Below are 24,601 nucleotides of genomic sequence, written 5' to 3' on the forward strand. Positions count from 1 at the left end.
GAATATCGTAAGAGCCTCGGCCTGAGCATTTAAAACAGTCCAAGTTTTTATCCGCACCCCCGCCGGGTCAGCTCTCAGTGGAAATCAACAGCCGTCCCCCTTTTCAAGCAAAAACCCCTCTTCCATATCTGAGTTGCATCTACTGCATTGATAGGACATATCCGTGCCCTCCTAAACGTCGGTTGCGGTCCCGCTTATCGCTAATTGGCGGCTTGCGGCCCAATCCGGACATCGCCGGTCGCGGCTTCGTGTTCATCACAAAACGCCTGAATCGCCTAACGGAGACTCTGCGCTCGAAATTTGATCCAGATTTTTTATCAGACGGGTCAGTAGATCGACAAGTCGCGAAGCTTCTGCTTCCGTGAAACCGACCAATGCCTCGCGATTGCCATGGAACAAGGCTGTCATCGCCTCGGGCATGCGTTGCTGTGCAGCCTTCGTGAGCACGATACGGCTGCTGCGACCGTCCGCCGGGTCGCGCGCCCGTTCGATCAAGCCGTCCCTCTCCATGCGCGCGAGCATTTGCGCCATCGGCGGTTGTTCGACCTTGGCGAAGCGGGCGAGGTCCCGCTGCGTGCTTGCTTTTCCATCTCGCAGTGCGACCAATACAGGCAACTGGCCAACACCGAAGCCGAGAGGTTTAAGGCGTGCCTCGCTTAGGCGGGTAAATCCCCGCGCTGCGAGACTGATGAGATGCCCCGGCGTCGCAAGCACATCTTCGTCCATTCAGTTCACCCCTATTGGCCTGCACTTGACTTGAAATTACATATGTACGTATACATCTACGAGCGGCATTATCAATCTCGATCCGGTGCCGCCCAACTCGTCTTTCAACCGCCACCGAGAAACAATATGCCGAACAATAACTTAGAAATGAACAAGCGTATCTATCAGAGCTTCAACGCCAGAGACATCGACGGGGTACTTAGCGTTCTTTCCGAGGATGTTGCCTGGGCCAACGGCATGGATGGTGGCCACGTTCATGGTCGTGAGGCCGTGCGCGACTATTGGACACGTCAGTGGGCTGTCGTCAATCCGCACGTTGTGCCGGTGGCATTTGACGATAGCGAGGATGGAGTTCTGGCTGTCGAGGTGATCCAGTCTGTGTTCGACCTGAACGGTCAGCCCCTGGAGGGACAAACCCATGGTCTGAAGGACAAGACCGTGACGCACATCTTCCGGACGGAAGGCGAAAAGATCGTTCGCTTCGATATTCAGGATGCCCTTTAGGCATTGCTTCAATCTACGCCGGGGGGATAAAGCGGTCAAAAGTCAGGCCATTGAAGCTTGCCGCTCACCTTCCTCACATGCACCCTGTCATGCCTCATTGTGTAAGGCGCCTCCGGAGATCGTCAAGCAACCAGCTTCCCGCCCGTCCCAAGGCGCGATTGCGCATGTGTGCCGCATAGATTGGCAGCGTATCCGTGGGCGATGGGCCGTCTCCGGAAAGGTCCAGTTCTTTCAGGCGTCCTGCGGCAATGTGTTGCTCGACGAGGTATGGCGGCATCTTGCACCAACCGAACCCTGCAAGCAGAAAGTCCAGGCGGCGCGCGATATCGACAAACCTCCACACTCGACTGCTAATGACCCCATAATTGGGACCATCGGTGTCTAAGGCGTCGGCCAACACAAGTTGAATGTGCGCATCGAGGTCCTCGCGGGTCAGCGGGCGAGGAAGACACGCCAGCGGGTGCGCCGCCGCGGCGACGGGGATCAGCGTCCGATCCATGAGAGGGTATGCCGTCAGGTCATCCGGGACCGACGGCAGCAGCAGACAGAATGCCAGAGACGCTGACCCTGTCCGCAGCCGACGCTCCGCCCCTCCCAACCCTTCGGTGTAGAACGAGACCGGCAAGTTGGGAAACGCGTCCCTGACCGCGCGCATGCTGTCGATCAACGGTTCGGTCGGAACCAGGGGATCGATAGCGAGAGTGAGCGATGCCTCCTGCCCTTGCCTAGTTCCAGCGGCGATGGCTTCGAAGCGTTCTGTGCTTGCCAGGATGGCACGTGCCTGCTCGACAAGCACGCGGCCGACCGCCGTCAAAGTGGGCCGCTGACGGCTGCGATCGAAGAGTTTGATACCCTGGTTTTCTTCCAGCGCCTTGACCGATTGACTTATGGCCGATTGAACCCGGCCGAGTGTCCGCCCGGCCGCTGAAAACCCGCCTTCGTCGCTCACTGTTACCAAAATCCGCAGCTGATCCAGTGTCAGGCTCTCAATCACGCCCATCTCCGATTATGATTGCTTCGATCACTATTTAATCAGTTCTCCTGATTGAAGTCATCCCGTAAATGTTTGCCAAGCGCGCCATTGAAGTGCGCCCAGCCATCGGGACATATCATCAAGGAGTAGCCCATGCCCACTTTGCTCGTCGTAGAATCCAGTCCCCGTGGAAACCATTCGATGTCCCGCGGACTGACCGCAATGTTCGTCGAGCAATGGTTGGCGAAAAATCCCGGCGGCACAGTGGTCGAGCGCGACCTGATGGAGAGCAATTTGCCTTTCGTCACCATGCCATGGCTTGGCGCATATTTTACTCCCGTAGATCAGCACTCGCCGAAAATGAGGGAGATTCTGCGTCTTTCGGACGAACTCGTGAGCGAAATTTTAAATGCCGATCACATCGTTATCGGGACCCCGGTCTACAACTACAACGTCCCGGCGGTTCTAAAAGCGTATATCGATCACATCGTCCGCAAAGGAAAGACGCTCGGCTTTGCTGGCGAAGGACTTGTCCATGGCAAGGCCTGTACCATCGTGTTGGCATCGGGCGGTGTCTATACGGAGGGCTCACCCATCCGCGACCGCGACATCGCGACAAAATACCTGAAGCTCATCCTCAAGGTGATCGGCATCGAGGACGTCACCGTTGTTGCAGGTGGAAACGCCAAGTCGGTCGATATGGGGCAAAAATCCCGAAGCGCGTTCTTGGAAACGTTTGCGCCTCAGATCGAAGCGGCCGCAGCCCTGGCCTGATCTGGTCTGCTGCAAAGGCGCAATCGATCGTGAAAGGCGCGCCCTGCGACTGGTCGGTCTGCCACATGCCTGCAATTGGTACAATCCAGCCAACAATGTTCCAGCGATAGTTTCGAAAACCGCCTTTCGGGCTTGGTCAATGCGCGAGGAAAACAGCGCTTGCGGCTTAAATGCTTGTGGTGACGAGTTCTATGTCGGGTGCCGATGCTTCTCGACTGAAACATAAAGCCAGAGCCCGCTAACTGTATTCCGTTTCTCTCTTTCTTCAATGGACGTTGAAGCGCGGTACGGTGAGCAGCAAAACGCCAATAGTCGTGAGCAGAATTCCATAGGCCAGGAAAGCCAACGGGCTGCCGGAGGGAATTCCTTGAAGGATCAAGCTGTCGTTGCCTCCAGGGACCAATGCGCTTCCGGCACCCATTAACATCCCTCCCACAAACCGGTCCAACACGGCGCCGAGTTTAGGCCGTGCTAGTCGAAACCGTCCCCGCGCCACACCGGTTGCGATGCTGCCAGAAACAAGGCCAACGAGGCCTAGCCCAGTCAACCAGTCCGACGTCCCGATGTATCTCAATGCCAGCATCCATGGCCAGGGCTGGTGCAGCGTACCAACGAATGCGCCGATGATCCCTATGACCGCCATCAGAATGGAAAGCTGCATGACGATGCCTATGGGCCGTCGCCATAGGAGAAACCGCAATGCTATGAGAAGCGGCAGACCGACGGCGACAATCAGCACTGCATTTTCCGGAACCGGGCTCTTTTCTGGAAAAGTAGCGCGACCTTGCCCGAGCGCATCGAGAATGCGAAAAGAGAGGTATGCCCCGGCTCCTGTCAGTAGAAACTCGAGCCGACCTTCGCCCAGGCGGGCAATTGAGCCAAAGGCGCAGCCGCCGTTCATCGTCGCGCCGGCGCCAAAAAGAGCAGCGCCAAAACACAACCATCCCACGGGCTCCCATTGAGGTACTGCCATCTCTGGTGTCAATAGCCACGCGACCAACAACGCCCAGAGACCGCATTCGAGAAATCCCAAGAGTCCGTCAGCTCGATGTTCGCGGAGCAAATCAGACATCGCTCGAACGGCACAGGTCGTGCCGTGCTGAATAGCCACGCCTAACGCGAACGCTGCCGCGAACAGAAGTACCGCGAGTGCTGGAATGGGAAGTCCGTGAAGAACGTTCATCACTGATCCATGATGTGTGTGACGATGACCGAGGATGCCTCAAGTGTCCTGTGAACTGGACAGCGGTCGGCGATGCGAAGCAAATCGGCGGAAGTCCTGTCGTCGACACCGCCGCGGATGCGAATGCGGCGTTCAAAACGATCGATTTTGGGTCCTGCCGTGGTCTTTTCAATACATTCCAAGCAGTCGGATGCGTGGATTTTCGTATGATCGACTTCGACCGAGATCTGATCAAGCTTCATTTTTTCTCTCTCCGCGTACATTCGCAACGTCATCGAAGTGCATGTACCAAGCGCGATCGCGAGAAAATCGTAAGGGGTCGGCCCAGTATCCGTACCACCGGCACCGCTAGGCTCGTCGGCCATCAGCAGATGGCCATGAGCATCCACTCTCTGCTGGTATCGACCATGCCCGGTCTCGGTGACCAGCACCGGACCGGAATGACGCGTGACTGGCTCTTTTGTTACACCGATGTAACGCGATGACCATCCCGCGATCACACTGGCGGCATACTCGGCATCCTGGGCGCGTGTCAGAAGATGGTCCGCTCCGTCGAGGGAGACGAAGCTTTTGGGGTGTTTTGCTGCCGCGAAAATCAATGCGGCATTTTCAATTCCGACGGTGTCGTCCAGCGGTGCATGCAAGATAAGAAGCGGCTTGCGCAGAGTTGCAATCCGCGCCGACAAATTGGCCGTCCTCGCATCCTCTATAAACTGCCTCTCAATCGTGAATTCGCGTCCATGCAATGAAACCGTCGCCTCGCCCTCTCCCTCAATTTCGGCCAGGTCGGATCCAAAATTGTGCAGGACATGAGCGACGTCTGCCGGAGCACCAATGGTGACTACAGCCTCGATGCCGGGGATAGAAGAGGCCGCTGCCAACACTGCTGCCCCTCCAAGCGAGTGGCCGATGAGGAGGCGGGGTGCTTCGCGGATATCGGCCAGATGGGTTGCTGCCCGCTTAAGGTCCTCGATATTGGATGAGAAGTTCGTGGACGCGAATTCTCCATCCGAGCCGCCCAAACCCGTAAAATCGAACCGCATGAGAGCAATCCCATGCCGTACAAGCCCGGCGGATATCCGGCGCACGGCCATCAGATCCTTCGAGCAGGTAAAGCAATGCGCGAATAGCGCATAGCCGCGGATGTCACCGTCTGGCAAGTCGAGCCGGGCGGAAAGGATGCCGCCCGCGTGGCCCGTGAATTCCAGTTTCTCGGTTTTCATTGTGGTTATCCTTAGATAAGTCTGGCTATCCGGGGCATGGGTTTGTCCAGCCCCGTGTGGCGTTCAGTGCGATCGAAAAGGACAAAGCCTCCGATCTAATCTTCCCCGTCTGTCGGGAAAAACGAGTTCGTCATAGCGTGCGAAGTTTTTTGCCGGGAAGGTTCGAATCGCCGCTTTGCGACGCTGGTCATGAAACCTGTCCTTGATGGCGCCGGCCGATCAGGCCCGGGAAATCTGGGCCTTGGCACGTGTGAGGCTTTCGCCGAAAATGACGATGCTCACGCCAAGAAGCGACACATCTTTGAGCAGGAACTGGCCAACAGGATTGAGCCAGGGGAAGCCACCAATTTCGGCGTAAAAGATTGGTAGCGCGAGCATCACGGAAACCGTGGTGAGAAACGTGAGCGACCCGATCGCGCCACCAAGTATCCCAGCGCGTGCCGACCAGGGCGATGCGATCAGGAGGATGGCGGTAAAGATCTCCGCAGTCCCCAAGAGTGCCGTGGCGCCCACTTCTCCGAAAGCGGGATAGAGCCATGACAGCCATGGGGTATTCGTAATCAGAGGCTTGAGCGCATCGACTTCGACTTGGGTAAATTTAAGAAGGCCGATCAACAGAAGCGGCAAGACCACCCCTGCGAGCGCGATACCGCGGCCGACCTTCGTTATCGTGGCGGCGGGTGCAATCCGATCCAGGCCAGTGATAGCGCGATCGGCGACTGATGTGATGTTCTGTGTCATTTCGCTCTCCTTTTTGCGATTTGTATGCACCAAGCATATATTAATTTCACTTGATGTCTATGCGTGACGCATATATATTTTCGCAATGGACGAGAAAAAAACTGAAAACGTAATCGGTGCGATGGCTTTAGGCCTCGCAGACGCAGTAATAAGAGAGACGGAAAACCAAGCTCCGGAGAAAGGGCAGGCAGCTGCGGCGATAGCGCTATTGAGGCACGAGCCTGCAATGCCCATCGAGCGGATGCGCCGCGCTTTGGGGCTTTCGCACTCCGCAACGGTTCGCCTTATTGATCGGCTTGTGACCGATGATTTGGTCGTACGACGACCGGGTGTAAGCGACCGGCGAGCCGTCGCTCTGCATTTAACGGAAGCGGGTGAAACCAGGTGCAATGCAATCCTGTCGTCTCGTTTCGAGCGTATAGCCAAAGCTCTGGAGAGCTTCGATCCTGTTGAAAAAGAGACGTTTCGATTGCTTACAGAAAAATTTCTGTCCAACTTCGTAGAAGATCTCGATCACGCTTATTCAGTTTGTCGACTATGCGACCTCAGTGCTTGTCCAGACTGCCCAGTCCAATGCACTCTCCAAGCTAAAGTGTGACCTGCGCGTCTAAGTTAAGCAATCGGCTTGATTAAACTACTTATTCCCTTGGTATTTGTGAAGGCGGGAACAGAGCGCGCAGTATGCGGATGCAGCATTAAAGACTGCAAAATTCGCATGGGAAACAATGGAAATCATCGCGTAGTCTGAAGCCAGCGGAGGCATAAATGCTTGATATCAGATGGCTAGTAGACTTGGCGGCAATAGCGGAATACCGAAATCTTACCAAGGCAGCCGAGAAACGAAATGTTACCCAGTCTGGGCTAAGCCGCAGGCTTCAATCTCTGGAACGATGGGCAGGTGCGTCGCTTATCGATAGAAGCAAAAACCCTATCTGTCTTACGAAGGCCGGCGAAGAGCTTTTGGCGACATCAGGCGAGGTCGTTGCGCGGCTGAACGAAACACGCAGGGCGATACGCGACGATGCTGACGAAAGGATGACAGCCGTTCGCTTCGCCGCGCCGCATGTCCTTTCCGTTACATTTTTTCCGAAGTGGCTTCCGGTTCTCCAACGTCAGGTCGGGTCACTTCCCCTCAACGTCCGATCCGATAGCCTCGGTTGCTGCTGCGAGGCTCTGGAGCATGGCGATGTTGATTTTGTTGTGTGCTTCGTAGACGCTCGAACTGCCCGGAACGGGGCCTACGGCTCCCTCCCTCTATCTAAGTGCGACTCGATACTCGTAGGAAGAGATAAACTCGTTCCCTTATCAGTGCCGTCGAGGGCAGGGGAACCACGCCATCGCCTGGATGGCGGTAGCGAAACCGTTGTTCCCTATCTAGGTTATGAGACGGCGTGCGCTCTGGGCTGGGCTATCGACGATGCGATTGGACGGGACGGGTCTCTCTCCCGGTTGCGTCGCATCGTGCAAAATGCGCAGGCTGACGGTTTGCGTTGCATGACCCTTCTTGGGATAGGGGCCGCATGGCTTCCTTTGAGCATGACCCATCAAGACATCCTGAACGGCAAGCTCGTCCGGGCTGGACCCGAACACCTGGACGTTGATCTCGAGGTGAGGGTTTTCCGTGCCAACAGGGATCTGGCCAAGCGCTCGGAAGCGGTCTGGCGCGAAATGTCGGCGCAATCAATGACGAGGCGCCGCAATACCTCAGAGCCGGCAAAGATGCTGGCTGTTGGTCACATTGTTTGAAGCCATTTGGCAGACAAGTGACCGACTTTCGCTACATCAATTTCAGCAAATTGCATGGCATAAAAAACCGACGGGCTGCCTATTGAGAAGTGCTGTTCTTGGCGACCTGCAACACCATTTTCCGAAGCCACATATGGGCGGGATCGGTCCTCATTCTAGTGTGCCAGAATAGGTTCATCCCAAACACGGACACAGGAAGTGGAGGAGGGAAAAGATCGAGCGTGTCCTCAAATCTTTTCAGGAAACGCCTCGGCAAGGTGCATATACAATCCGTGTTCGACAGAACCAGCGGCGCGAGGGCATAGCTCTGAATGGATACCGATACGCGACGCTCAAGTCCCATTTCAGCGAGAGCATCATCGATCATTCCAGAGAAATGTCCGCCGGTGGTCGAAATTAACAAGTGCTGGGCGTCGCAGAACTCCTCGATGGTCAACGGTTTCGTCCCACGGGGATGGTTTCGGCGCTGAGCAGTCAGGAATTCCTCTTGGAAGAGTGTTTGCCCGATAAGTTCAGCGGAACCGTCTTCCGCCGCGCCTACGAACAAGTCCACATCGCCTTGCTCTAGGTGCTCTGCGATCAGCGCCTTGTTGGGAAGTGTAAACGCAATCTTGGCCAACGGCGCCTGGGCTTGAAATAATGGGATCAGGTCTGGAGCGAGGATGGCGGCGGGATTGTCGGTCGCCGCGATACGAAAAACCCTCCTCGTAGTCATGGGATCGAACAAGTGAGCTGTGTTGACGAAGTCGTTGAAGCGCTCAAGTAAGCGAGTCAACTCAGGCTGCAGAGAAGAAGCGTGTGGCGTCGCAACCATGCCTCGTCCAGATGCGGCGGGGACAAATAACGGATCGTTGAGTAATGTACGCATCCGGGTCAATCGCGCGGAGAGTGCAGACTGTGTGATGTTAAGGCGATCGGCGGCATGGGTCACGTTTGGATCCTTTAAAAGGGCATCAAGCGTAACCAAAAGGCCTACATCAAAGTCCGATATTCTTTGAGCCAAAATTACTTCCTTTGCATTGTCCGCCCCGTACGATCGACCCGGCAGGGCATTTAACAGTGAGCGAAGCTTTATCTGGGCTACCAACTCTTTGCGTAAATAAGTCCCAGAAAGTGCGCTCGATTTTCATTGTTTAGGCCAGCGACGCAGAATTCATTGGTGACTTGGACCGCATCGACGCACCCTGTGACATCAAGTCGCCGAATTTGAGTCATCGTTCGGCCGCTGTGTTGGCGGTCGGCGTTCCTTCCTCTAAGAACAATGCTTGGTTGACCGGGCAATCGGTGCACGAGTTATGATCGCATAGCCGATATATAGAACAGGCGTCTTCTATACCATTTATGAATTGAACAAGCATTTTCTCGGTGAGTTCACCGAACGCAACACGTTCAAATGGCTCGAGATGCTGCAAAGCCGCCGCCATCCTCCGTCGCCTCGCGCAGAGGATCGCCGCGGAGCTTTTCCTGCCCACATCTGTCAGATGCACCTCGACCGCACGCCGATCATTTTTACTCGGCTGTCTCCGAACCAGTCCCTCGGCGGATAAGCGATCGACGAGACGGACGGCCCCAGGATGCGACAAGCCAAGGATGCGGCGTAACTTCTCAATGGACATCCCAGGCGCATCTCCCAACAACGCCAACGCGGAAACCGCAGGCCCCGGCTCCGGGGCATGGCTTTCCATATCCCGAACCATGGAGTCCGACAGTGCAAGCAGGAATGCACCCAGGACGTTCTCGATTTTACCCTCGTTCATTTCCCAAACATATATGCACGGTGCATAGACATCAAGCTACTTGTATGTTTATATGTGTAGCGCATACAAATTTGCGAGATTTTCCATGAGAAAGGATCGGTTCAGATGTCTAACATCAGTACCCACACCGCTGCCAAAGCTTACAAGAATGCTCGGCCAGCAGATCGCCTGACACTCAACGTTGGCCGCGTTACTTGCCTGCTCGGCGTCGTCTTGCCGCTTCTCCTAATCGGCGTTCTGAAGTTCACCCAAGTTGAAATTGACGCGCTCAAGCCGCTGATCAACGGCACGCCGTGGTTAGCATGGCTTTACTCGGTATTCGGATTCGCTGGCACCAGCTATTTGCTCGGTACAGTGGAGCTTTTCACCGCCTTAATGTTCATCGCATCGTTCTGGTCGGTCCGCGCCGGACTTGCTGCCGGGTTCCTCGGAGCGCTGACGTTTGCGACCACGGCCTCGACGTTATTCGCCCTACCGATTTGGGAAGCAGCCTCGGGTGGTTTTCCGTACCTCAATTTCGTTGGATCATTCTTGATCAAAGACATTGCCCTCCTTGGAATCAGTCTCGCTGTGCTGGGGGAAAGCTTGATCAAGACCCGGGCGGGGGCGAATTGAGCGCCATCCTGATAGAAGTGGCAAAATATGCAGCCGCCATTACCGATGCACACCGAAATGAATACGTTGGCTCGTGCGCTAGTTTCAGACGAAGTATTGGGACAAAGGCCAGCGACATCCGAGTTAGCACTCTCTACCACATTGCCACATGACGGCTTTAAATGCGGAAACCGCAAGAGCCGATGCGTGAACCGCATTGGATGTCGTTAACTAGGGAAGGCTAGATGCCCGAGTAGATTGAAGATGAGTGGCGCCAGGTTCCGCCGACTGTGCGCTGCTGATCCCAGACAATCAGCCACAAAGAAGTCCAGGTACGCTGATTTCGAGTTGCACGCCCCGTAATCGCTGACAGCGGTCGAGGCAAACCTTTGAGGGCAAAACATGCACTACGCTGAATATAAGCACACCGATCCACATCTCGTCCATGCCCTGGTGGATGTATTTTCCTTCGCGGCCATCTCGGTCAATGGATCAAAAGGACCGCGCATTGCGCATGCACCCCTTACTTTCAGAAACGGTCAATTTCCCGCAGGCGCCCTCGAATTTCATTTGGCGAAAGCCAACCCGATCGCGCGGGACATGAAAATCGGCGTACCTGTTACTATTCTGGTTCAAGGTCCTGGCGCCGCGATTTCGCCGAGTTGGTTTACGTCCAGCTTTCCGCAACCAGACTCCGATCGAAGCAGGACTGCACCGACGTATAACTACATCAGTTTGATTATGACCGGCAGGCTGGAGTTCTTGGATGACCTCGCGCTACAGACTCAGATCAGGGACCTGGTGTTAGCCAGTGAACCAGAGGGTGGCTGGCGAACCGAGGAGTTGGCTCCCGACCTCTGGCAGGGCTGGCGCAGGCTCATCCAGGGATATCGGCTCGAGATCGAAAGTTTTGATCTCACTGCAAAGCTGAGCCCAGGCGAAATACCGGACGACAAAGTTGGCGTCATTGCAGGCTTGCTGGAACGCGGTGTTCTCGCCGATGAGGGCATGGCATATCTTCTAAGAGGGTATGAAGGCACCTCCCAGTCACTTGTCTCCCTTGTCCGCGCGTTGAAACATGGCGTTGGCACTTCGAGCTAAAGCGGTGGTGTCGGCTTCTAAAGCGGTCCATGCAAATTCAGCAGGGCGACATCCATCCTTGCAGCGAGCAGCGATGCCAAAGCGGATCTGAAACCGTGCCTTTTGCATGCCCACAGCCGCTTCTCCGTTACCCTATCGCTAAAATTCCATAAATAGGCGTTACGCTTCGCTCCATTGATATAGCTTACATTTTTGACTTCTCGCGGGGTCGGCTGTTCGAATCTGCTCAAGGCGAACGCTATCGCACTCTTTAGTGAAACGCAGCGTCGCTTTCTATGACACTACCAGGTCTTTGGCGAGTTCGCTGACGACACCCCTGAGCCATCGATGTGCTGGATCGTGGCGATAGCGCACGTGCCAAGCCATCTCGACCGGGAACGTTCCGAGGTCGACAGGGGCTTCAACGACCTTCAGCCGAGGATCGCGCTCGAGGCTGCGACAGATCAGCCGAGGAAGGGTTGCGCAGTAGTCAGTGACCGCGACCATCTCGGGAACTGACAGGAAATGCGTGACGGAGACGGCAACGTCGCGCTTGAGGTTCTGTTGCCCTAAGGCCTGGAACACGCCCGCGCGAATTCGACCTGGCGGTAGGACGTTGACGTGTTTCAGGCTCTCGTAAAGGTCTCGCGTCAGGCTGGCGCCGACGTCCGGATGGTCGCGACGGACGATACAGGCAAGGCCGTCGTCCATCAGATGCTGGACGACCAGGTTGTCAGGCGGATCGATGACCCTGCCCAGCACTATTGCGGTCGTCCCTGAGATCACGCCAGTCTCCGCCAGATCGTTGCCGAATGGGGTCATGCGAAGTTTGATCCCTGGAGCTTGCTCTCGCAGCCTTGCCACCAGCGCTGGCATCAACACCAGTTCGACGTAGCTGTTCGGAGCGATCAGGAACAGCCGCTCCGCACTTGCCGGATCGAAATCCTGCTGGTGGACGACGAGATCATCAAGCTGCGCCAATGCGGCCTCGATCGTCGGCGCGATCTCCTCGGCAAGCTGTGTCGGTCTGATGCCATAGCGCTCCCGGATGAACAGCGGATCTTTCAGCATGTCGCGAAGCCGATTGAGCGAATTCGACAGCGCAGGCTGCGTAATGCCCAAGCGGCTGGCGGCGCGGGTGACGCTCCGCTCCTCCATGAGAGCCAGAAAGACTGGCAGAAGATTCAGATCGTATTTCATCCAGATGTAATTGCACGTGAATATCTAAAATCCAACAAGTAAATTTCTCAAATATCTCTCCAGCTGACATGATCACTTCATCGAAAAGCCAGCAGCGCCGATCGACAATCCAGGCCGGTCCGGCCGCGACCAACAAAGGATAAGACGATGAAAATTCTCATGGTGCTGACTTCGCACGACACGCTTGGCGACACCGGCCGCAAGACCGGGTTCTGGTTGGAGGAGCTGGCAGCTCCCTATTACGTCTTCAAGGACGCCGGCGCCGAGATCACGCTTGCTTCGCCCAAGGGCGGCCAGCCGCCGCTCGACCCGAAGAGCGACGAACCGATGTTCCAGACCGAACTCACGGCTCGTTTCAAGGCAGACGCCGACGCCAACGCCCAGCTCTCCCAGACAGTACGCCTCGACAGCGTTGACCAGAAGGATTTCGACACGGTGTTTTATCCCGGCGGTCACGGCCCGATGTGGGATCTCGCTGAAGACAAGAATTCCATTGCGTTGATCGAATCCTTCATCGCCGCCGGCAAGACCATCGCGTTGGTCTGCCACGCTCCGGGTGTACTGCGCCATGTCAAGAATGCTGATGGCTCGCCGTTTGCTCAGGGACGCTACCTCACAGGTTTCACCAATACCGAAGAAGACGGCGTTGGCCTGACCAAGGTGGTCCCTTTCCTGGTCGAGGACGTGCTCATCGCCCAAGGAGCCGTGTTCTCCAAGGTGAAGGACTGGGGCGTCCACACGGTCGTCGACGGCCAACTCATCACCGGGCAGAACCCGGGTTCCTCCGGCGAGGCCGCTGAAGCTCTGCTCACCGCCTTGAGCCAGGCACGGGTCCGGGCAGCCTGAGCATTCAGCATCGTGGGGCCGCCGACAGCCGGCGGTCGGCCACCTAAAATCGGATACCGAAATGATCAGCCTCAAACGAACGCTCTCGATTTCGCATGCCCGAGAGATGATCGAGACATCAAAATCCAAGGCGACCGCCTTGGATTTATTCTGGGGGCAGGTAATCGGCGCGATCGGCGTTAGCGGTGGCACCGTCGCAGAAGACGTTGCCATCGAGGAGGCTGGCGCAGGGGTTCTGGCCGACCTTCTCGTCCCCGCTCGCTCTTAGGCCAAACATGGCGCCGAAGCCAAATAACCATCGGCACCGTAATCTGATCCCATTCTGAAGGCCGCATGTCCGTGGCTTGACCCTTCATCGCGCATTGTAGCGCCCGATTCAACAAAGGTTGTTTCGGGATCGGACAACTGCGCGCTCAGTTTCCCTTCCGATCACCATGATTTCTCAAAAAGGATGCATGAAATGAAACTCCTGAACTCGCTCATCTCGGCTGTTGCAATCACAGCCAGTGTCGCCCTGCCGGCGGCTGCGGCAGAATTTAGCGCCAAGACCGTTGTCCTCGTTCACGGCGCATTTGCCGATGGTTCTTCTTGGAACAAGGTCATCCCGCTTCTCAAAAAGGCAGGATTGAAGGTCGTGGCTGTCCAGAACCCGTTGGATACCCTGGAAAATGACGTTGCTTTTACCGACCGGGCAATTGCCGATGCCGAAGGACCGGTCGTGCTGGTCGGGCACTCCTATGGCGGTGCCGTCATCACGCAAGCAGGTGTCAACCCGAAGGTACACTCGCTTGTCTACGTCGCGGCGTATGCGCCAGAGGTCGGCCAGTCGGTACTCGATACGCAGAAGCCATATCCGGATGCGCCCGGCAGGCCATTCATCGTGAAAGATGACGCCGGATATCTGAAATTCACCGACGAAGGCATCTTCCACTACTTCGCACCGGACCTGCCTCGCGACGAACAGGAACTGATCGCAGCGACACAGGGCGCGTTTGGCGTCAAGGCGATCTCGACCCCCCTGACCCAGGCCGCGTGGCACACCGTTCCCTCGTTCGAGGTCGTCTCGACCGATGACAGGGTGATCCTGCCCCAACTGCAGCGAGACCAGGTCAAGCGTCTCAAGGCAACAGCCGTCGACGTGGCCGCCAGCCATGTCGTGATGCTGTCGCACCCGGATGTGGTGGCGAAGCTGATCATCGAGGCCGCGAAGTAATAGCGGCCTCATGACGGGCAGTCTACAATGGGCTTCCATGCAGTAGTCACATCGTGACCACATGCCGCGTCATCACCAAGTATGTGGCAACACCGCAGCAATCCGCGGCGGTGTTGCTTTTGCACAGGCCTAACGACGGCAGCTCGTCGCCGTTAAACTTTATATCTGCTGCTCACAGGTCTGGATGAAGGCCACGAACTGGGCTTATGCTTTCAAGCAGTGATGCGACGTGCAGGATCGTCGACTCCGCCTGCCAGGCACCGACGATATGGACGTTGATCGGCATGCCCTCGCTGCTTGTGCCGAACCTCATTGATACGCCCGGTAAGCCGGTAACGTTCAACGGCACGGTCGCGCCCTGCAGGTAGGTGGCATCGACGGTCTTTCCGTCGATGACGAACTCCTCGACCCCGTGCATGTGGGCGGGAATTGGAAGCACGTGGGTAATGAGCGCGTCGTAACGGGAGAAGTAGTCGGCATAGCCGTCCCGGATTCGCTCGGCGGCCTGCTCGGCGTCGATATAGTCCGTCATCGACGTATTCGGTAGGGACAGCATGGTCTTCGCCATCTTGTAGATTTCGTCCTCACCGCGGCCAGCGGTTGCCTCTTCAAATGCGGGCTTCATCTCCATCACATGCAGCCGGTTGAAGACATCGAGTGCGAAGTCGCGTTCCAGCGCCGGGATACCGACATGCTCGACGGAAACGCCGACGTCCTTCAGCGCCTCGGCGGCTGCCTTGACGGTGGCTGCGACCTCCGGATCGACCGGCCCAAAGCCCGGGCCAACCATCCAACCGACGCGCAATTGGCGGAAAGGCTGGCGACCAATGCCGGCATCGAACATCGTCGTGCTGCTGGAAAATGCATCCTTGCCGTCGGGTCCTGCCAGTTGCGAAAAGGCAAGCGCGATATCTCGGACTGAGCGGGCCATCGGGCCGACATGCCAGAAGCGGCGCGGTGCACGTGGCCAGATGCCGGTCATCGGCACGCGGCCGTGGGTCGCCTTCATCGACGTAATCCCGGTCTGGGCTGCCGGGCCGCGAACGGAGATAGCGAGGTCGGTGCCAAGACCGATCGGCGACATTCCGGCGGCGATTGCCGCAGATTCGCCTCCGCTTGACCCGCCCGGCGTGCGTTCGAGGTTCCACGCATTGTTTGAACGGCCGGAGAGAAGGTTGTCGCTCTCGATCCAGTAAGAAAATTCGGGCAGGTTGGTCTTCGCCAGCAGGATGCCACCGGCCGTCTTCAGGCGGGCTACGCTCGTTGCATCTTCTATTGGAAGTCGTCCCTTGAAGATCGGGGATCCACGCTGGGTCATAACACCTGCCGTGTCGATCGAATCCTTTGCCGTAAAACGGCACACCGTGCAGCGGACCGAGCTCCCCTCCCGAGAGAACGGCGGCTTCTGCGCGCCTGGCTGCTTCCAGTGCGCCGTCGGCGACAGTGACGATTGCATTGACGTCGCCGTTGACCGCTTCGATGCGATCGAGATGCGCCCGCATGATTTCAACAGGGGAGACGTCCTTGGTCCGGACGAGCTCGGCGAGTTTGGTTGCGTCGGAATAGATCAGGTCGTTTATCATAATGTGCGTCCCTAACTAACAAATGGTAGGCAAAAGCAGGGCTTTTCTTTTTGGCCCGTCAACCCCTATCTAACATTCGGTAGGTAAAGTTGGAGTAGAGAGCATGAGCGCGAATGCGAAAGAGGCAATTTTGGCGGCGGGCAAACTAAGTGCTCAAGCACACGGCTACGGTGGATTGAACATGCGCGACTTAGCGGCGGAGGTCGGGATCAAGGCCGCCAGCATCTATTATCATTTCCCAAACAAGGCTGATTTGGCGGCGGCGATCGCCGAGCGCTACTGGCAGGACACGAAGGCATGGCTGGACGATGTGGCGAGCCGTAATAGTGACCCGAAGGAGAGTCTCCGCGAGTATCCTGCGACATTCCGCATGTCGCTCGAAAACGGCAATCGCCTTTGCTTGGGTAGTTTTCTGGGGGCAGAGTACGACGATCTTCCCGAACACGTCAAAAAGGAAGTTCAGACCTTTGCCGATGTCAACGTCGCTTGGCTCCATGAACGCTTGATCGAAGCCGAACTGGTAACCGCTAAGGACGGCGAGGAGCGGGCACGTGCTATCTTTGCGGCGATTGTCGGTGCCCAGCTTCTCGCCCGCAGCCGTTCGGACATTTCCATCTTTGACTCAACGATCAAGAGCTACCGGGGGGCAGGGCTTCTCCCGAAATAAGGAATTCGCCGGAGGCGTGATGTCAATTCGGGACGCCATTGGAAGCCTGATTGAGGGGATCGAATCCGCCCTAGACCAGTGGATTGTGTTTAAAGGGCCCATCACGCCGGCTCATTGAGCCTTTTCGATCTTGACGGTGACCTTACCGGGTCGGTCAAACACCGAAATTTCGCCTTGGACCTGCCCCAGTATCACGATGCCGGGCTGCGGCACGCGCCCGTCGCGGTAGTAGATCACGAAATCGCCCGAGCTCCACAAACCAAGAGTACCCGCAGAAAATTCGCGCTGACGGGGAGCGGCCGGCAAGGCGGCCGGCAGGTCCCCGGTCTTCTCCTGAAGAAGATGATCATCCATTTCGATCGTCAACGGCAGCATGGCAACGAGCGCGCGAGTGGCGTCGTTATCCGCCAGTTCGGCAGAAACATTGCCCCAATCAGACGAAATCCGAATACGGTCCTGCGCCAAGGCGGGTCCTCCAAGGTTGAGCGTGAGAGTAGCGGCGATGAAGCCTGCGCCAAAAATCTGTTTCATGTTTGATCTTCCGTTTTACGAATACGGGTCCTATCAAGCGATCTCAGGCCAGCCATGGTGTAGTGCGAAAGTACGGCAACGCTTGCCATCACAGCTGTCCAGTGTGCGAAGAATGGCGAGACCGCACTGGTGAAGTCCCAGAACTCAAGGCTGTAGCTGAACGTAAGCTTGGTCGACACGCCGAGAACGGCAAAACTCCATGCGCCAAAGCCCAGAAGCAAGAGGGCCGCCAGCCGACGTACGCCAGACCTGATCGGGGACGGAGAAAGCCTCAAAAGGTTTGCTGCCACCGTCATGACACGCGTCCAATGGGTCCCTGCATGAATGGCAACAATGATGACAACCCAGTATGCCGAGAACCAGTGAAGTTCGATGACGCTCACGCTATTGGTGAATTGCGCGAAGCCCAGGACCGAACGAGAGATCAACACGCTGGTGACGACCAGCGCCGCCATGGTTATGCCAAGCCAGACATGTATCATCAGGACCACCCATCGGCGGGCATCATAATGACCGCTGCGGAGCTTCAGGAACCAGCGCCTGTTCATGGTCAGGTGCCACCCAAGAAGCCCGAACATGGCTGTGCCGAAGATTTCATGCGGACCGTTGTCGAGCCACCAATAGGCGAGGGCCGATATCAGGAGGGCCGCCATTGCGACAGGAAGGAGGAGGCGATCCCTAGCTAACCTCAACATCGTAGCTTGTCCTTTTCGTCACAGCGGATCATCGTTGGACATCGCGCCGCTCATGGTGAACATGAACTGCTCGGACTGTTGCGACCGGTGGCAGGAGTAGCAACGGGCGACATTTTCGTCTAACTTGACGGTGCGATCCGGCCAAAACCACTGGTATTCCCATTGATCCGCGCCGGCACCGATCTTCTGGGCCACGAGGTAACGGGTGAGAACATCGCTCTGATAATCGACGAGAACCATATGGGTGCCGGTTGGAACAGGTTGGCCGGCCTTGAGTGCTGCAAGAGCCGCCGGGTTTGTCAGCATATGCTCGCGGGTGATCCCTCGCCGAACCGTTGTGTAATGCACGAGCTGTTCAAGCGGCGGAAACGTCACGGAGTTGGACGCTGCAAGCGCTGGGGTTGGCGACACCTCGGTGTCAACAATGAAGTAGCCCGTCAGGACAATGGCGAGCGGCGCAACCAGCAAGGCGGACCGGCGAAACAGTTTCATATCTTTTCCTTCAAGTCGTGCGGTCAAAACAACCGCCGCACCGGCCATCGCTCTAAAACGAGGCGGACTGGAACAGCCCCCACGCAGACGGCAAAGCTCGCGTGGCGGCAACGAAGCAAGAAGACTCAGGAGGCTCGTTCTTGCTCAGTTCTATGCGAGGTGCTGATCGAAAAAGCCCTTCACCTTGTCGAAGGGGATGAGATCGACGCGGTCATAGAGATCGACGTGACCAGCCCCCTTGACCCATACGAGTTCCTTCGGCTCGGACGCGCGGTTATAGGCGTCCTGGCTGAATTCCTTCGAGTGGGCCTGGTCGCCAGAGATGAATAGCATCGGCCGCGGCGAGATCGTCTCGATATCGTTGAAGGGATAGAAGTTCATGAACTTGACGCTGCTGCTCAGCATCGGCTTCGTCGTCGTTTCTCGGGTCACACCAGCAGGTGTGAACTCGCCCCGCGGCGTGCGGTAGAAGTCGTAGAATTCGCGCTGGATTGGATCTGTCTCGGCCGTCAGTTCGAGCGTGGTGCCGCCGATGTACTGGATATTTGCGCCGTCGGCCTCGGCCCAACGCTGTTCGGCCGCGGTCGCGATGAACTGCTTGCGCTGCTCGACCGTCTGCGACTTGTTGAGCGCATCGCGGAAGGCTGCACCCATGTCATACATGCTGACCGTGGCAACGGCTTTGATGCGCGGATCGATCTTGGCGGCGCTGATGACGAAGCTGCCGCTACCGCAGACACCGATCGCGCCGATATTCTGTCGATCCACGAAGTCGCTCGATCCGAGGAAGTCGACGCCGGCGCTAAACGCTTCGGCATAGGCTTCCGGTGAAACCAGATTACGCGACTGGCCTTCACTCTCACCCCAGAAGGGCAGGTCGATCGACATGGCGACAAAACCTTGCTCGGCCATCTTTGTGGCGTAGAAGTTTGCGCTCTGTTCCTTGACCGCTCCCATCGGGTGACCGACGATGATAGCAGGGCTTTTGGCGGCCCGGTCGAGGCCTTTGGGGAGGTAGAGGTTGCCGGCGACAGACGTCTGGTACTGGGTTTTGAACGTGACCTTGTGCAGAGTCACCTTGTCACTGGTGTAAAAATTGGATGCGCCGTTGGACATGTCTTGCGCTCTTGCTTCCATGATATCGAACATTGACATCGCGCCAAGCGCGGCTACGCCTGCGCCAGTCATCTTGAGAAGGTTGCGGCGATCGATACCGGTGCTACTGGCGTTTGTGTCGTCGTATTGGATGGTGTTGTTCGTCATTTGCTTATCTCCTGAGGTAGTGCTTCGATGGAAGAGGGTTCGAATGGAGTGACCGCGGGTGTTCACCGGCGTGTTGACCGCCAGGCCGCGACGGCCAGCAGGGATGACCCGGCAAGCAGGACTGCGGCGAACAGGAAGGTGGACCACCAGCCAGTTGCGTCGAACAGCACGCCGCCTGTTGAAGCACCCAAGGTGATGGCAAGCTGGATGGTTGCGACCTGCAATCCGCCGCCGGCCTCCGCGTCGTCAGGCATGGTGCGGCTAAGCCACGTGCCCCACCCGACCGGGGCGGCCGTGCCGAACAGACCCCAGCCGATCAGAAGGGCGGCAGTGGAGGTAGTGGATGATCCGACGGCAATCAGGCTCAAGGCGATTAGGGCCATGATCAGCGGGATTGCCACGAGAATAGGAAACAGCCGGTTCTCAAGCAGATGGCTGACGAGATACGTCCCGACGACACCCGCAAGCCCCATCAACAGCAGCAAAAGGGATAGGGTCGATATCGACACTTCCGTTACCATCTCCAGGAATGGCCGCAGATAGGTGAACAGCGCGAACTGGCCCATGAACAGCAGCATGATCGAGGCCATGCCGATCGCGACCTGCGGGCGCCGAAGTAAACGAAAGACGTTGGATGATCCCTCGTTACGCGGCGGTGGCAAAGACGGCAGGCTGATCCACTGCCAAACGAGCGCTAGAAGGGCGAGCGGAACGACGGCGAAGAAGGCACCTCGCCAGCCGATATAGCTACCAAGCAGACTTCCAAGCGGCGCGGAGATCGTCGCGGCAATGGCATTGCCCGCATTCAGCATGGCCAGTCCCTTGGGCACAGACTCCTCTGGAACCAGCCGCATGACGATCGAGGTCGACATCGACCAGAAGCCACCGATAGCGACCCCCAGCATGGCGCGGCCGATTATCAGCACGAGATAGTTCGGGGCAAAAGTGACGATTGTTCCGGAGATCACCAGGATCAGCGAGAAGGACGCAAGAACCAATCGCCGGTCCAGCCGTCGCGTCAGACCGGCCACACACAGACTGGTCAGGACGGCGAAAATACCGGAGATCGAGATCGCTTGTCCTGCCCGTCCTTCGGTCACGCCGAGTTCGGTGGCGATCGGCGACAGGAGACTGACCGGCATGAATTCCGATGCGATCAGCACGGCGACGCATAGAGCCATCGAGATGACCGCGCCCCAGGCAGCAACGGGCACAGCCGAGTTGGCAGACGCCACCCCGTTCGGTTCGGCTTCGTCATCGAGAAATTCGGATCGTGTGAAAGCTTGTTGTGTCATGACGGCAATATATGCCGGGTGCAGTTCGATGATTAGTCATTGCAATTCGCTTGGACTTATCGGCCTATGACATGAATGGGCGATACCTGGAGGTGGCGATGAAACGCGAAGATCTCAACGACATGCTCTGGTTTCTGGCGGTGGCAGAAGAGCGAAGCTTCACCAAGGCCGCAGCAAAGCTCGGGACATCGCAGTCGACAATCAGCCACACGATCAAGAAGCTTGAGGCCCGGATGGGACTGCGGCTTTTGACACGGACCACCAGAAGCGTCGTTCCAACAGAAGCCGGAGAGCGGCTCATCCGCTCATTGGCGCCGCGTATCGAGGAGCTGGAAAACGAGATCGACGAACTGATGGAAATCAGGGACAAGCCGACCGGCTCGGTTCGCATCACCCTGTCGGATCACGCCCTGGAGAGCGTCGTCTGGCCGAAGCTTCGGCCTGTGCTCAGGCAGTATCCGGACATCAAGGTGGAACTGAACAGCGATAACGGCTTCAGGAATATCGTCGAGGAGAAGTTCGACGCCGGCGTGCGCCTTGGTGAGAGCCTAGACAAGGATATGATTGCCGTTCGCATTGGTCCCGATTGGCGGTTGGTCGCAGTCGCCTCTCCGGACTATCTCGCAAAGCGCGCCGCTCCAGAAACGCCCCGTGACCTCGTTGCTCACGACTGCATCAACCACCGGCAAGCCCGAGCCGGCGGCCTCTATGTGTGGGAGTTCGAAAAAGACGGTGCGGAAGTTCGGGTTCGGGTGGATGGTCAGCTCACCTTTAACACGTCCTACGCGATGATCGACGCAGCCGCCAGCGGGTACGGAATCGCCTATGTGCCGGAAAGTCTCGTGATGGATGAAATTGCTTCGGGGCAGCTTAGCCAGGTCCTCGATGACTGGTCGCCTATGTTTCCAGGCTACTACCTCTACTATCCAAGCCGCCGGCAGAACTCACCAGCATTCAGGGTTGTTGTAGACGCGTTGAAGGCCAACACGCTTTAGCGTTCGGGCCCACTACCGATGTCGCCACCAATCAGCTCTTTCGGGAAGCGCAGCAGGCGAGAACAACGCCCGCGATCAGCCTAAGCTACCCGCAAATCGCTCCGGATACCGCTCGCGCTGAAACCATTCGACGACGAAGTCGATGAATACGCGTGTCTTTGCGGGAAGCAGGGTCTTGCTGGCATAGTAGATCGATATCGGCCCGGCATCCACCCACCAGGCGGGGAGCAGCCGCACGAGCTCGCCTCTCTCTAGATGCGGCAGGGCGTCCGGCTTGGCAAGAAGTGTTACCCCCAGCCCGAGGATAGCAGCCGCTCGCATTGCGGCAGGATCGTTGACGACGATCGTTTCTTTCAGGGAGATTGCCTCCTCTTCCCCAGCGGCGTTGCGCATCTGCCTCTGGGTCACGCGCCCTGTGCGCAGCGACCGCATGACTATCCCGTCCATCTCAGCAAGTTCGATTGGCCCAGCAATCCGCGGTCGGGCCTCGAGATAGCCGGGGGAGGCAACTGCCACAAGGTGTGCTGGTGCAAGCGTTCTGGCGACAATACCTTGCGCAAGTTCGAAGCCGCCGCCGATCGCAGCGTCATACCCCTCGGCGATCAGGTCCACCTGACGGTTCTCGAACATCCATTCAGGCCGTATGAGAGGATATCGCTGCCTGAACTCGGGTAGCATCGGCAGGATATAGCCGATACCGAAGGTTGGACCCATGCTGATCTTCAGTGTGCCGGCAGGTTGGCCGTCCGGCTGCGCAGCTTCAGCAATTGCACCCTGCAGGTTTTCAAGATGGTCGCGAATAGCAATAAGAAACCGTTCGCCAGCTTCCGTGAGCGTCAAGCTACGAGTGCTGCGGTGAAACAGTCGCAGCGCCAAGTTGGTTTCGAGCGCGGCGACGTTGCGGCTAACGCCCGCTGGCGTCAATCCGAGGCGCCGTGCTGCAGCCGAGAAGCTCCCGAGCTCGGCGCTGCGTACGAATGACTCCAGGTTAGCGAGACTTTCCATCATTCCACCTTCAACAATCGCTTGAAACGGATAGCGCCTATTGGCGGCTAATCAAACCGAATTCGTTGCGCCATCTTGAGGTCATCGAACAAAAGGAATGAATTTAATGACCCAGGTACATCAACCACTCTCTGGCAAGGTTGCACTTGTCACCGGCGGGTCACGCGGGATCGGTGCCGCCATTGTTCGGCGCCTTGCTCATGACGGTGCCGATGTCGTATTCAGCTACGCCGCTTCGGCCAAAATCGCGGATGAACTCGTCGAGGAGATCGAAGGCACCGGCCGTCGTGCGCTCGCCGTCAAGGCAGACCAGGCGATTCCAGCGGAGGTAGCCGCACTGGTCCATACAGCCCTTACGGCTTTCGGCAGGCTCGATATCCTGGTCAATTCGGCCGGTGTTTTCATAACCGGCATGGTCGACGACACCCAAGCGGACCTGGCCGCTTTTGACAGTCAGATTGATGTCAACGTGAAAGGCGTCGCAGCCGCTGTACGGGCCGCGGTACCGCTGATGAATGATGGCGGCCGGATCGTCTCGATCGGCACCACAGGCGCTGTACACATTCCCTTCGCCGGCGCTGCCGATTACGTCGCCACCAAAGCTGCAGTCGCTGCGTACACGCGCGGGTGGTCCCGCGACCTTGGCCCGCGAAACATCACCGTCAACATTATCCAGCCCGGTGCGATCAATACCGACATGAACCCACAGGACGGCCCATTCGCCGAAAGCTTGAACAAGCTTGCAGCACTCGGTCGCTACGGACAGCCGGAAGATATTGCCGCGGCCGTCGCCTTCCTCGTGGGACCGGACGCCGGCTACATCACCGGCGCCACCCTCAACGTCGATGGCGGCCAGTCCGCTTGAGCCTCACCCAATCCAACAGGAGAAAAGACATGACCACCATCGGCATCATCGGCGCTGGAAACATCGGCGCGGCCTTTGCAAGAATCCTCGCCCGAAACGGTATCGCAGCCACCATCGCCAATAGTCGCGGGCCGGAAACGCTTGCAAGCTTGACACAGGAGCTCGCTCCTGATGTCACAGCTGGTACCATCGAGGCTGCGGCACAAGCCGATATCGTACTTATTGCCGTTCCGTGGTCTAAACTACCATCGGCGCTCGCGGGGCTGCCGAACTGGAATGGTCGAATCGTCATCGATGCCAACAACCCGATCGAGGCGCCGCTGTTCAAGCCTGCTGATCTCCATGGACGGCTTTCGACCGAGATCGTCGCCAGCCTGGTGCCGGGCGCGCGGGTGGTAAAGGCATTCAATCATCTCCTTGCTGCCATTCTGTCCGGTGACCCGCATGCGGAAGGTGGGGAACGTGTGCTCTTCTATTCGGGAGACGACGAGACCGCGAAGGCGGAGGTGGCGGCTTTGATTGCAAAGCTCGGGTTCGCCGGCGTTGATCTTGGACCTCTCTCGATCGGCGGTCGGCTCACGCAGTTTCCAGGCGGACCCTTGCCCGCAAACAATTTCGTCAAGTTCGCTTAAACTCTCTGGAGAACAAGC

General features: G+C 57.4%; 27 protein-coding genes and 1 pseudogene. 13 read left to right on the plus strand and 15 right to left on the minus strand.

The window, feature by feature from the left end:
• Positions 1-255 precede the first annotated feature (255 nt).
• The gene (locus ASD32_RS23795; protein ID WP_060640524.1) at positions 256-726 is read right to left on the minus strand and encodes a MarR family winged helix-turn-helix transcriptional regulator; all 471 of its coding nucleotides are present in this window, start codon (positions 724-726) and stop codon (positions 256-258) included.
• A gap of 126 nt (positions 727-852) precedes the next feature.
• On the opposite strand from ASD32_RS23795, the gene ASD32_RS23800 reads away from it, so the two are divergent.
• Positions 853-1,230 (plus strand): nuclear transport factor 2 family protein, encoded by a 378-nt coding sequence (locus ASD32_RS23800; RefSeq protein ID WP_060640679.1) that lies wholly within the window; start codon positions 853-855, stop codon positions 1,228-1,230.
• Between the two features lie 94 nt (positions 1,231-1,324).
• On the opposite strand, the gene ASD32_RS23805 is transcribed toward ASD32_RS23800, so the two are convergent.
• Positions 1,325-2,224, minus strand: a complete 900-nt coding sequence (locus ASD32_RS23805; protein ID WP_200953638.1) for a LysR family transcriptional regulator — start codon at positions 2,222-2,224, stop codon at positions 1,325-1,327.
• A 132-nt stretch (positions 2,225-2,356) separates the two neighbouring features.
• Between ASD32_RS23805 and ASD32_RS23810 the strand changes: the two genes are divergently transcribed.
• Complete coding sequence (locus ASD32_RS23810; protein ID WP_060640526.1) at positions 2,357-2,977, plus strand: NAD(P)H-dependent oxidoreductase; 621 nt, start codon at positions 2,357-2,359, stop codon at positions 2,975-2,977.
• Positions 2,978-3,242: 265 nt separating this feature from the next.
• On the opposite strand, the gene ASD32_RS23815 is transcribed toward ASD32_RS23810, so the two are convergent.
• The 3 genes from ASD32_RS23815 to ASD32_RS23825 all read right to left on the minus strand — a co-directional run bounded on the left by ASD32_RS23815 (position 3,243) and on the right by ASD32_RS23825 (position 6,124).
• Positions 3,243-4,160, minus strand: coding sequence for a YeeE/YedE thiosulfate transporter family protein (locus ASD32_RS23815; protein ID WP_060640527.1), 918 nt, complete (start codon positions 4,158-4,160; stop codon positions 3,243-3,245).
• Positions 4,160-5,383 carry a bifunctional alpha/beta hydrolase/OsmC family protein gene (locus ASD32_RS23820; protein WP_060640528.1) on the minus strand — a complete coding sequence of 408 codons (1,224 nt, stop codon included), beginning with the start codon at positions 5,381-5,383 and terminating at the stop codon, positions 4,160-4,162. The genes ASD32_RS23815 and ASD32_RS23820 overlap by 1 nt, the downstream gene beginning before the upstream one ends.
• Positions 5,384-5,602: 219 nt before the next feature.
• The gene (locus tag ASD32_RS23825; protein ID WP_060640680.1) at positions 5,603-6,124 is read right to left on the minus strand and encodes a DUF417 family protein; all 522 of its coding nucleotides are present in this window, start codon (positions 6,122-6,124) and stop codon (positions 5,603-5,605) included.
• 85 nt (positions 6,125-6,209) lie between these two features.
• On the opposite strand from ASD32_RS23825, the gene ASD32_RS23830 reads away from it, so the two are divergent.
• Complete coding sequence (locus tag ASD32_RS23830) at positions 6,210-6,722, plus strand: MarR family transcriptional regulator (protein WP_082546904.1); 513 nt, start codon at positions 6,210-6,212, stop codon at positions 6,720-6,722.
• Between the two features lie 437 nt (positions 6,723-7,159).
• The gene (locus ASD32_RS23835; protein ID WP_244490261.1) at positions 7,160-7,870 is read left to right on the plus strand and encodes a substrate-binding domain-containing protein; all 711 of its coding nucleotides are present in this window, start codon (positions 7,160-7,162) and stop codon (positions 7,868-7,870) included.
• Between the two features lie 79 nt (positions 7,871-7,949).
• Here the strand turns inward: ASD32_RS23835 and ASD32_RS23840 are convergent, their stop codons facing one another.
• Both ASD32_RS23840 and ASD32_RS23845 read right to left on the minus strand, forming a co-directional pair.
• Positions 7,950-8,873 (minus strand): LysR family transcriptional regulator, encoded by a 924-nt coding sequence (locus tag ASD32_RS23840; RefSeq protein ID WP_060640681.1) that lies wholly within the window; start codon positions 8,871-8,873, stop codon positions 7,950-7,952.
• A 208-nt stretch (positions 8,874-9,081) separates the two neighbouring features.
• The gene (locus ASD32_RS23845) at positions 9,082-9,627 is read right to left on the minus strand and encodes a MarR family transcriptional regulator (RefSeq protein ID WP_060640531.1); all 546 of its coding nucleotides are present in this window, start codon (positions 9,625-9,627) and stop codon (positions 9,082-9,084) included.
• Between the two features lie 105 nt (positions 9,628-9,732).
• Here ASD32_RS23845 and ASD32_RS23850 point away from each other — a divergent pair, with 105 nt between their 5' ends.
• Together ASD32_RS23850 and ASD32_RS29175 are read left to right on the plus strand one after the other, a co-directional pair.
• Positions 9,733-10,242: a DUF417 family protein gene (locus ASD32_RS23850; protein ID WP_060640532.1), complete on the plus strand. Its 510-nt coding sequence runs from the start codon at positions 9,733-9,735 to the stop codon at positions 10,240-10,242.
• Positions 10,243-10,623: 381 nt separating this feature from the next.
• Positions 10,624-11,322, plus strand: a complete 699-nt coding sequence (locus ASD32_RS29175; protein WP_082546905.1) for an FMN-binding negative transcriptional regulator — start codon at positions 10,624-10,626, stop codon at positions 11,320-11,322.
• Positions 11,323-11,595: 273 nt separating this feature from the next.
• Here the strand turns inward: ASD32_RS29175 and ASD32_RS23860 are convergent, their stop codons facing one another.
• Entirely contained in the window at positions 11,596-12,501 is a 906-nt protein-coding gene (locus ASD32_RS23860; protein WP_060640533.1) for a LysR substrate-binding domain-containing protein, read from the minus strand.
• 147 nt (positions 12,502-12,648) lie between these two features.
• Here ASD32_RS23860 and ASD32_RS23865 point away from each other — a divergent pair, with 147 nt between their 5' ends.
• From ASD32_RS23865 to ASD32_RS23875, 3 genes are all read left to right on the plus strand, one after another.
• A complete protein-coding gene (locus tag ASD32_RS23865; RefSeq protein WP_060640534.1) occupies positions 12,649-13,347 on the plus strand; it encodes a type 1 glutamine amidotransferase domain-containing protein in 699 nt (232 codons plus the stop codon).
• A 61-nt stretch (positions 13,348-13,408) separates the two neighbouring features.
• Entirely contained in the window at positions 13,409-13,615 is a 207-nt protein-coding gene (locus tag ASD32_RS23870; protein WP_060640535.1) for a hypothetical protein, read from the plus strand.
• A 192-nt stretch (positions 13,616-13,807) separates the two neighbouring features.
• Complete coding sequence (locus tag ASD32_RS23875; RefSeq protein WP_060640682.1) at positions 13,808-14,560, plus strand: alpha/beta hydrolase; 753 nt, start codon at positions 13,808-13,810, stop codon at positions 14,558-14,560.
• Positions 14,561-14,732: 172 nt separating this feature from the next.
• On the opposite strand, the pseudogene ASD32_RS23880 reads toward ASD32_RS23875, so the two are convergent.
• Positions 14,733-16,143 (minus strand): annotated as a pseudogene (locus tag ASD32_RS23880) (amidase).
• Positions 16,144-16,246: 103 nt separating this feature from the next.
• On the opposite strand from ASD32_RS23880, the gene ASD32_RS23885 reads away from it, so the two are divergent.
• Positions 16,247-16,810: a TetR/AcrR family transcriptional regulator gene (locus ASD32_RS23885; RefSeq protein ID WP_060640536.1), complete on the plus strand. Its 564-nt coding sequence runs from the start codon at positions 16,247-16,249 to the stop codon at positions 16,808-16,810.
• A 111-nt stretch (positions 16,811-16,921) separates the two neighbouring features.
• Here ASD32_RS23885 and ASD32_RS23890 read toward each other — a convergent pair whose 3' ends face one another.
• From ASD32_RS23890 to ASD32_RS23910, 5 genes are all read right to left on the minus strand, one after another.
• The gene (locus tag ASD32_RS23890; RefSeq protein WP_060640537.1) at positions 16,922-17,341 is read right to left on the minus strand and encodes a cyclophilin-like fold protein; all 420 of its coding nucleotides are present in this window, start codon (positions 17,339-17,341) and stop codon (positions 16,922-16,924) included.
• Entirely contained in the window at positions 17,338-18,036 is a 699-nt protein-coding gene (locus tag ASD32_RS23895; RefSeq protein ID WP_082546906.1) for a hypothetical protein, read from the minus strand. Before ASD32_RS23895 ends, ASD32_RS23890 begins: the two co-directional genes overlap by 4 nt.
• A gap of 18 nt (positions 18,037-18,054) precedes the next feature.
• Positions 18,055-18,528, minus strand: coding sequence for a hypothetical protein (locus ASD32_RS23900; RefSeq protein WP_156383318.1), 474 nt, complete (start codon positions 18,526-18,528; stop codon positions 18,055-18,057).
• A gap of 150 nt (positions 18,529-18,678) precedes the next feature.
• The gene (locus tag ASD32_RS23905) at positions 18,679-19,791 is read right to left on the minus strand and encodes an alpha/beta hydrolase (RefSeq protein ID WP_060640538.1); all 1,113 of its coding nucleotides are present in this window, start codon (positions 19,789-19,791) and stop codon (positions 18,679-18,681) included.
• 62 nt (positions 19,792-19,853) lie between these two features.
• The gene (locus ASD32_RS23910) at positions 19,854-21,086 is read right to left on the minus strand and encodes an MFS transporter (protein ID WP_244490251.1); all 1,233 of its coding nucleotides are present in this window, start codon (positions 21,084-21,086) and stop codon (positions 19,854-19,856) included.
• Positions 21,087-21,184: 98 nt separating this feature from the next.
• Between ASD32_RS23910 and ASD32_RS23915 the strand changes: the two genes are divergently transcribed.
• A complete protein-coding gene (locus ASD32_RS23915) occupies positions 21,185-22,081 on the plus strand; it encodes a LysR family transcriptional regulator (RefSeq protein ID WP_060640686.1) in 897 nt (298 codons plus the stop codon).
• Positions 22,082-22,156: 75 nt separating this feature from the next.
• Here the strand turns inward: ASD32_RS23915 and ASD32_RS23920 are convergent, their stop codons facing one another.
• Positions 22,157-23,086 carry a LysR family transcriptional regulator gene (locus ASD32_RS23920; RefSeq protein WP_060640687.1) on the minus strand — a complete coding sequence of 310 codons (930 nt, stop codon included), beginning with the start codon at positions 23,084-23,086 and terminating at the stop codon, positions 22,157-22,159.
• A gap of 106 nt (positions 23,087-23,192) precedes the next feature.
• Here ASD32_RS23920 and ASD32_RS23925 point away from each other — a divergent pair, with 106 nt between their 5' ends.
• Both ASD32_RS23925 and ASD32_RS23930 read left to right on the plus strand, forming a co-directional pair.
• Positions 23,193-23,951 (plus strand): SDR family oxidoreductase, encoded by a 759-nt coding sequence (locus ASD32_RS23925; RefSeq protein ID WP_060640539.1) that lies wholly within the window; start codon positions 23,193-23,195, stop codon positions 23,949-23,951.
• Positions 23,948-24,583 carry an NADPH-dependent F420 reductase gene (locus ASD32_RS23930; RefSeq protein ID WP_244490252.1) on the plus strand — a complete coding sequence of 212 codons (636 nt, stop codon included), beginning with the start codon at positions 23,948-23,950 and terminating at the stop codon, positions 24,581-24,583. Before ASD32_RS23925 ends, ASD32_RS23930 begins: the two co-directional genes overlap by 4 nt.
• The last annotated feature ends 18 nt before the right edge of the window (positions 24,584-24,601 follow it).

Source organism: Rhizobium sp. Root483D2 (assembly GCF_001426685.1).
GTDB classification, from domain to species: domain Bacteria; phylum Pseudomonadota; class Alphaproteobacteria; order Rhizobiales; family Rhizobiaceae; genus Pararhizobium; species Pararhizobium qamdonense.